The sequence below is a fragment of the Streptococcus sp. HSISS2 genome (genome assembly GCF_000448665.1).
Classification (GTDB): Bacteria; Bacillota; Bacilli; order Lactobacillales; family Streptococcaceae; genus Streptococcus; species Streptococcus raffinosi.
This window is the reverse complement of the sequence record NZ_CM002133.1, coordinates 623,707-629,720: the sequence shown is the minus strand read 5'-3', so window position 1 is coordinate 629,720 and position 6,014 is coordinate 623,707. Positions and strand designations below refer to the sequence as shown.

Genomic DNA, 6,014 nt, shown 5'->3' with positions numbered 1-6,014 from the left:
TTGACATTCTCTCGACCTTTTTTAGCAATCAATTTTTTGACGAAATCAGGCATCTGAATGTCTTCTTCCTCTTCTAAAATCTGTCCTGTGTTTGAAGGGGCTTCCAACTCATCAAAAGTCTCTAGTTGAGGTTGATAGTAACGATAATCACCGTCTATATGAGACTGAATAGTTGAAAGAAGTGCTTTAATCAAACGAGAATCGCTATTTGGCATAGGAGGACGGTGATAGGCCACACCAAGCTCATGACAAAGCTCCTTACACTCCACATCATTATCAAAAAGAACCTCAATATGCTCACTAATAAAAGCTATCGGGACAAAAATATAGTGGTCAGGGTGTTCCTTCTCATCACGAAGGTATTCTAAAACATCAGGCTTAATCCAAGGAATACCAATATCACTTTCACTCTGCCATGTATTGGTATACTGGTCTTCTTCAAGGCCTAAAATTTCCGCAATCAAGCTAGTATTGTCATAAATCTGATCGATATAAGGATCGCCAAAATCAAGGGCCAAAACTGGTACACTGTGAGCTGAAAAAATCACCTTATAGCTGTCATCTCCAATTTGATCTAAAATATTTCGAATCTCATCAGCCCAATAGTGGAGAAGTGAAGTTTCTTGGTACCAATCCTTGATAATTTGGAACCTAATCTGCTCACTTTCTAAAAATTTCTCATATCCCATGACAGAATAGTAAGAATAATGAGGCTCTAAAATCAAGCACAAACATTCTTCAATTCCGTCATTCTCCATCTCTTTGATTACATCAGTGATAAAAGGGCGGGAAAATTTATTAGCAAAGTAGACCGACGCTCGTTCTCCAAGAGCAGAAGCAACCAAATCCACTTCTTCTCTAGTTATCCTTTGAAGTGGAGTTCCACCAATTCGGACGTAATTGTCATATAAAGTCTGAATTTCATGTGGTTCAGGACGAACACCACGCCGGATATTCGTGAAAAACTCCGCTACTCCTTCATAGGTAATCTCTTCGGGTGACCCAAAGGTCATCATCAACACAGCTCTCTTACTCATAATTACTCCTTGTTTCACGTTTGTTCTATTTTAGCATGAAAAGGCATACTTTAGAGAATTTAGTGTCAAAAAAACTCCTAGAGAAGCCTCTAAGAGTTAAAAAACAAACCTTAATGATGGTGTTGCTGCTCACTTTCTGCTTCCAGCTCTTCAATATTTCTCTTGTGAGCTCGGTGGGTTGCCAAGTCTTCATCAACTTCGATGGTGACATTTTGAAAGCCCCTCTCTTTGAGCAAGGTGCGGATAGACTCTTTACAGACCTCCATATGCTTGACATGCTCCAGACAAACATGGACAATGGCATTTTTTTCTAAGCCGTCCATGGTCCAAAGATTAAGCTGATTAATACTAGCGACATGGTCCAATTCAGCCAAATCCGTCTTGATCTTCTGGATATTCACCCCTTCTGGCACAGCATCGAGGAAAATCCTGAGCGTTCTCCAAAAACGTGGAATGGCTTTTGATAGAATAAAGAATGAAATGGCAAGGGACAGGAGCGGATCCAGGATATACCAGTCAGTATATCTGAGGACCATGGCCATCAAGATGACAGCCAACCACCCCAAGGTGTCTTCCAAAAAGTGAAGACTGAGAATGGATTCATTCTTGGTTTGTCCCTTACGAATGACCAGACTTGCTAAGACATTCACACTGATGGCAATGATTCCAAGCCAGAGAAGTCCCTCTTCATTGACAGGATGTGGGTGAAAGAGTTTGACCATATTTTCCAAAATCACCATACCAGACCCTGTCATCAGAATCACAGCGGTCACCATGGCACCTAAAAGGCTAAAACGCTTGTAGCCCAAGGTATAATGGCTGTCTTCTTTCCGATTGGAAATGCTCTCTAGAAAAGCTGAGATGCCAATGGCAACCGCATCCCCAAAGTCATGGACCGAATCAGCGAGAACTGCACTGGAACCAAAAATCCCACCAGCGATAAACTCAACAATGGCAAAGCTTAGATTTAAGAAAAAGCCAACCAAACTGCATGTTTTGTCTTCATATTACTTAATCCTCTGATATAATGGGAGTGAGACTGAGCAAATTTTTAAATTTGTTCCTAGTCTCACCCCCGCAAGGCTGATTAGGCGCTCTTCTGAGCCAAAGAGCGAAAGAAGAGTCCAATCAGCTACTGCGTCAAACATTTATTTCTATAGATATTCTGAGAAATGAGACTATTATCTCTTCTCTTCTTTATCTATTATCCAATACTATCAACAGAAAGGATAGAAGCAAACCGTTCTCTGTGTACGTTATTGAACAGTTTGTTCAAATTGTCCATATGCCAGCTCAAGATCGTCGCATTACTAAGACTCGAAAAGCTATCTATAGTGCTTTTTTACAGTTACTCAACCAAAAAGGCTATGAAACCATAACGGTTCAAGAAATCATTGACCTGGCTGATGTCGGGCGATCGACCTTCTATAGTCATTACGAGAGTAAGGAATTATTATTGGATGAACTCTGTCAAAAACTCTTTCACCATTTGTTTGAGCGTGCTCAACACCTCTCTCCTCAAGACTACCTGACCCATATCTTTCAGCATTTCAAGAAAAATCAAGACCATGTAACCAGTCTTTTGCTTTCAAAAAACGATTACTTTATCCGTCAGCTGCGAAAAGAACTGGAGCACGACGTCTACCCGATGGTCGCTGAGCAACTAATCCAATCCTACCCCAACATTCCTCACTCCTATCTCAAGCACCTGGTCGTCAGCCACTTTATCGAAACCCTCAGCTGGTGGCTAAAAAAGGTAAGTCCTATAGCGAGCAGGAAGTTGTCCAGTTTTATTTGGAGATACTGAAAGTTGGTTCAAACTAGAAAGAAGTTTTTTAATGACCCTCACTCAATTTTATTTTCTCTTTCCAGCCTTATTCATGCTTCACGAACTTGAGGAAATCATATGGATGCCATCCTTTGTCAAAAAACTATCAGCACAGTTTCCAGATATTCGATTCCTTTCTTATTACACTCCTTTAACTTTCAATGTCATTGTCTTGGAGCAGTTTCTGATCCTGCTGCTATCACTTTTTCTTAGCTATCAGTTTAGCAACTATACTATTTACGCAACCATTGTAATTGCTTATATCTACCATATTTTCGGACACCTGATTCAGACAATTGTCCTTCGAAAATATGTTCCTGGCTTGTTAACGGGCATTTTAACGAGCTGGTTTTCTCTATCCTATCTCAACCTTAACATTCCCATCAAACTCTTTGGATACTCCCTTTTGACTTTACCGGTTATCGTTTTAAATCTTATAGTATCATTTATGATTCTTAATAAAATCAGTCATAAAAATAGCACTTAGACAATCATATCTTGGAAAGGAAACATCTATGTCACTTTATCCCATCTTTAGCATCATCACAGTCTTCTTAGCGCTTGCTTTTGTCCTGCTTCATTTGTTGGCCTCCCTTTCTGAAGTTAAAAAAGGAAATCACACTCTAGGAAATCAATTTCTCCTCATCGGAAGTAGCCTTGCGACTTTGTCTCTCTTCCTCTACTTCTTTTTCTCGATTGTCGCACTATCTCTTTGGCTGATTGGTTGTGGGGTAATTTGCTACGGAGCCTATTGGAATGGCAAGCACAAAGAAAACTTCAATCCAGCCCACCATGTCATTCGGATGGGGATCGATCTGGTGATTACAATTTTATTAGCTCTCATCTAAGAAAAACTCAAGTTTTATCAATGAAAACTTGAGTTTTTTGTATTTACAAAATAAATAAGCACCTAAAAATCCTGCTTTTCTTTAAACAGTTTAATCTTTTCTAGGCAGTAATCCATTAATTTCTGTGCTTTTTCAAATGAATAGCCTTTTTCAGATACCGACTTGACTTTCTTTTCATCAAAATAGTAGCCAGTCAAGCCCCTGACTTCCTCTGATAAGGTGAGATAATAACCTGTTTCGATTCCCTGATCTAGATCTTTCGAGAGAGATTTTATCAGGCGTCCAAAGAGGGACTTTTTCGTCTTTTCATCACTAGAATTATTCCCTAAGTTGGTTGAAATCAAGCCGGGATGATAGGCATTAATAGTGATATTTGAACCTTTTAAAAAGAAATCTCTTGCTAGATAGCGTGTCATCCAAATGGTATAGAGTTTGGAATTATTATAGGCCAATCCTGGATGATAGTTGTTCTCAAATCCAAAGTCCAAATCCTTGACCTTGGCAAAATGATGCATATAGGAAGAGGTATTAATGACACGGCCGTCAGCCGATTTTCTAACAAGGGGCTTAGCTCGGTTGTTAACAGATAGGGAACGAGAACGGATAACATAAAAGTCAACTCGACATTTTCAGCACTCGCTTTTCGTTCTTTTCCTGCATACAGTCCTGCATTGTTAAACAAGACATCGATACTTTGAACGTCTCGCTTGATTTCCTCCACAAATCGATAAACATCATCTAATTTTGAAAAATCTGCCAAGTAGCTTGAAACTCTGCCTCTCAGGGAAACAGCCCGAACCTCTTGAAGCGCCAATTCCAGTTTTTGAGGATTTCGTCCATGAAGAATGACCTGATGCCCTTCACTAGCCAGTTTCTTTGCCAAATGCTTTCCAATGCCATCCGTAGCACCTGTTATTAGAATGGTTTTGACCATATTAGTCCTCCAAGAAAGCAATGAGTTCTTTTGAAAATTCCTCTGCATATTGGAAGATCGAACCGTGACCAGCATTTGGATAGATGATGAGCTTACTATCTTTTATTTTCTCATGCATATCATAAGAATTCTCTGTTGGAACCTGCATATCCTTGTCGCCGTTGACGATTAAGGTTGGTTGGGTGATAAAACTTAGGTCGTCTTGAGAATTTTCCCCCAACGTTTAATAGCTTTCAGTTGAGTGAAGAAACCAGGCACACTCATGTCTTTGTCTAAAAATTCCTTGGTTCGCATTCCCATTCGTCTAAGAACTTTCAAAGCTTCGATTTTTCCTTGTTCATCATGGTTATAGAAGATATAGCGTTTAGGATCGATGCGCTCGAGTCCAGCTTTAAACATATAGTTAAATGTTTTCCCTGTAACCTTATCGACCTCTTTTCCTCCTCGAGGTCCTGTTCCTGCCAAGATGAGACGGTTGACCAAATCAGGCTTAATTCGGACCATTTCTTGAGCAATAAAGCCACCCATAGACAGACCCAGCAAATTGATTTTCTCATGACCCAAAGCCTTGATAATGGCAAAAGCCTGCTCAGCCATTCCTGGAATAGTCGGAGCCACCTTACCTTGACTGGCTCCGACACCAGGAAGGTCGATCACAATCACATGGTGCTTTTCAGCAATCAAGTCCAAGAGTTTTGGATCCCAGTTGTCGAGGGTTGCTGCCAAATGGACCAGCATCAGAAGAGGTAGTTTTGATTTGCCTTTGCTGAGTTCGCGATAGGCGATTTTGTTCCCGTCAACAGTGATGTATTGATTTTTAGTTGTAAGATATGACATTGTGTTTTCCTTTTTATTTCTTAAAGCTGAGGACTGTTTTTCCACGTGAGCGCCCATTAGCAATCTTGTCTAAGGCGCTATTCACTTCTTCAAATGGATAGACTGTATCGATAGATGGTTTGATTTCTAATTTGCTAAAGAGGTCAGCTACCTCTTGTAATTGAGCGCCATTGCTTTCTACAAAGATAAAATGGTAGTGAACGCCGTATTTGTCAGCCATCTTATCAAATTTGCTACCGGCTAGTCCAAGTAGGATCTGTTTCCATTTTGGCAGGTTCATGCGTTTGGCAAAGTCACCATTTGGCATAGCACGGAGGGAAACAAGCTGACCACCTTTTTTCATGATAGACATTTGTTTTTCAGTCTCAGCGCCACCAAGAGTATCGAGGACATAATCAACCTGGCTAACAGTTTTTGTATAATCCTCTGTTTTATAATCGATAAAGCGGTCTGCTCCTAGCTTCAAAACTCGCTCAGCGCTATCTCCAGCCCCATTGGTAATGACCTTCAAACCTTTAGCCTTAGCAATC

The 6,014-nt window shown here is 40.3% G+C and carries 4 protein-coding genes and 4 pseudogenes; 3 read left to right on the top strand and 5 right to left on the bottom strand.

Features of this window, described 5'->3' with window-relative positions:
• Both hemH and HSISS2_RS02940 read right to left on the bottom strand, forming a co-directional pair.
• Window positions 1–1,037 (bottom strand): ferrochelatase (gene hemH / locus HSISS2_RS02945; protein WP_042766939.1); only part of this gene is annotated, 1,037 nt, incomplete at its 3' end.
• 110 nt (window positions 1,038–1,147) lie between these two features.
• Window positions 1,148–2,043 (bottom strand): annotated as a pseudogene (locus HSISS2_RS02940) (cation diffusion facilitator family transporter).
• Window positions 2,044–2,322: 279 nt separating this feature from the next.
• Between HSISS2_RS02940 and HSISS2_RS02935 the strand changes: the two are divergent.
• The 3 genes and pseudogenes from HSISS2_RS02935 to HSISS2_RS02925 all read left to right on the top strand — a co-directional run bounded on the left by HSISS2_RS02935 (window position 2,323) and on the right by HSISS2_RS02925 (window position 3,713).
• A pseudogene (locus HSISS2_RS02935) lies at window positions 2,323–2,861 on the top strand (TetR/AcrR family transcriptional regulator).
• A gap of 14 nt (window positions 2,862–2,875) precedes the next feature.
• Window positions 2,876–3,352, top strand: a complete 477-nt coding sequence (locus HSISS2_RS02930) for an HXXEE domain-containing protein (protein ID WP_042766937.1) — start codon at window positions 2,876–2,878, stop codon at window positions 3,350–3,352.
• A 28-nt stretch (window positions 3,353–3,380) separates the two neighbouring features.
• Window positions 3,381–3,713 (top strand): hypothetical protein, encoded by a 333-nt coding sequence (locus HSISS2_RS02925; RefSeq protein ID WP_021145311.1) that lies wholly within the window; start codon window positions 3,381–3,383, stop codon window positions 3,711–3,713.
• A gap of 62 nt (window positions 3,714–3,775) precedes the next feature.
• On the opposite strand, the pseudogene HSISS2_RS02920 reads toward HSISS2_RS02925, so the two are convergent.
• The 3 genes and pseudogenes from HSISS2_RS02920 to HSISS2_RS02910 form a co-directional block, all read right to left on the bottom strand.
• A pseudogene (locus HSISS2_RS02920) lies at window positions 3,776–4,647 on the bottom strand (SDR family NAD(P)-dependent oxidoreductase).
• 1 nt (window position 4,648) lies between these two features.
• Window positions 4,649–5,484, bottom strand: a pseudogene (locus tag HSISS2_RS02915) (alpha/beta hydrolase).
• Window positions 5,485–5,497: 13 nt separating this feature from the next.
• Window positions 5,498–6,014: zinc-binding dehydrogenase (locus tag HSISS2_RS02910; protein ID WP_042766936.1), on the bottom strand; the 517-nt coding region annotated here is incomplete at its 5' end.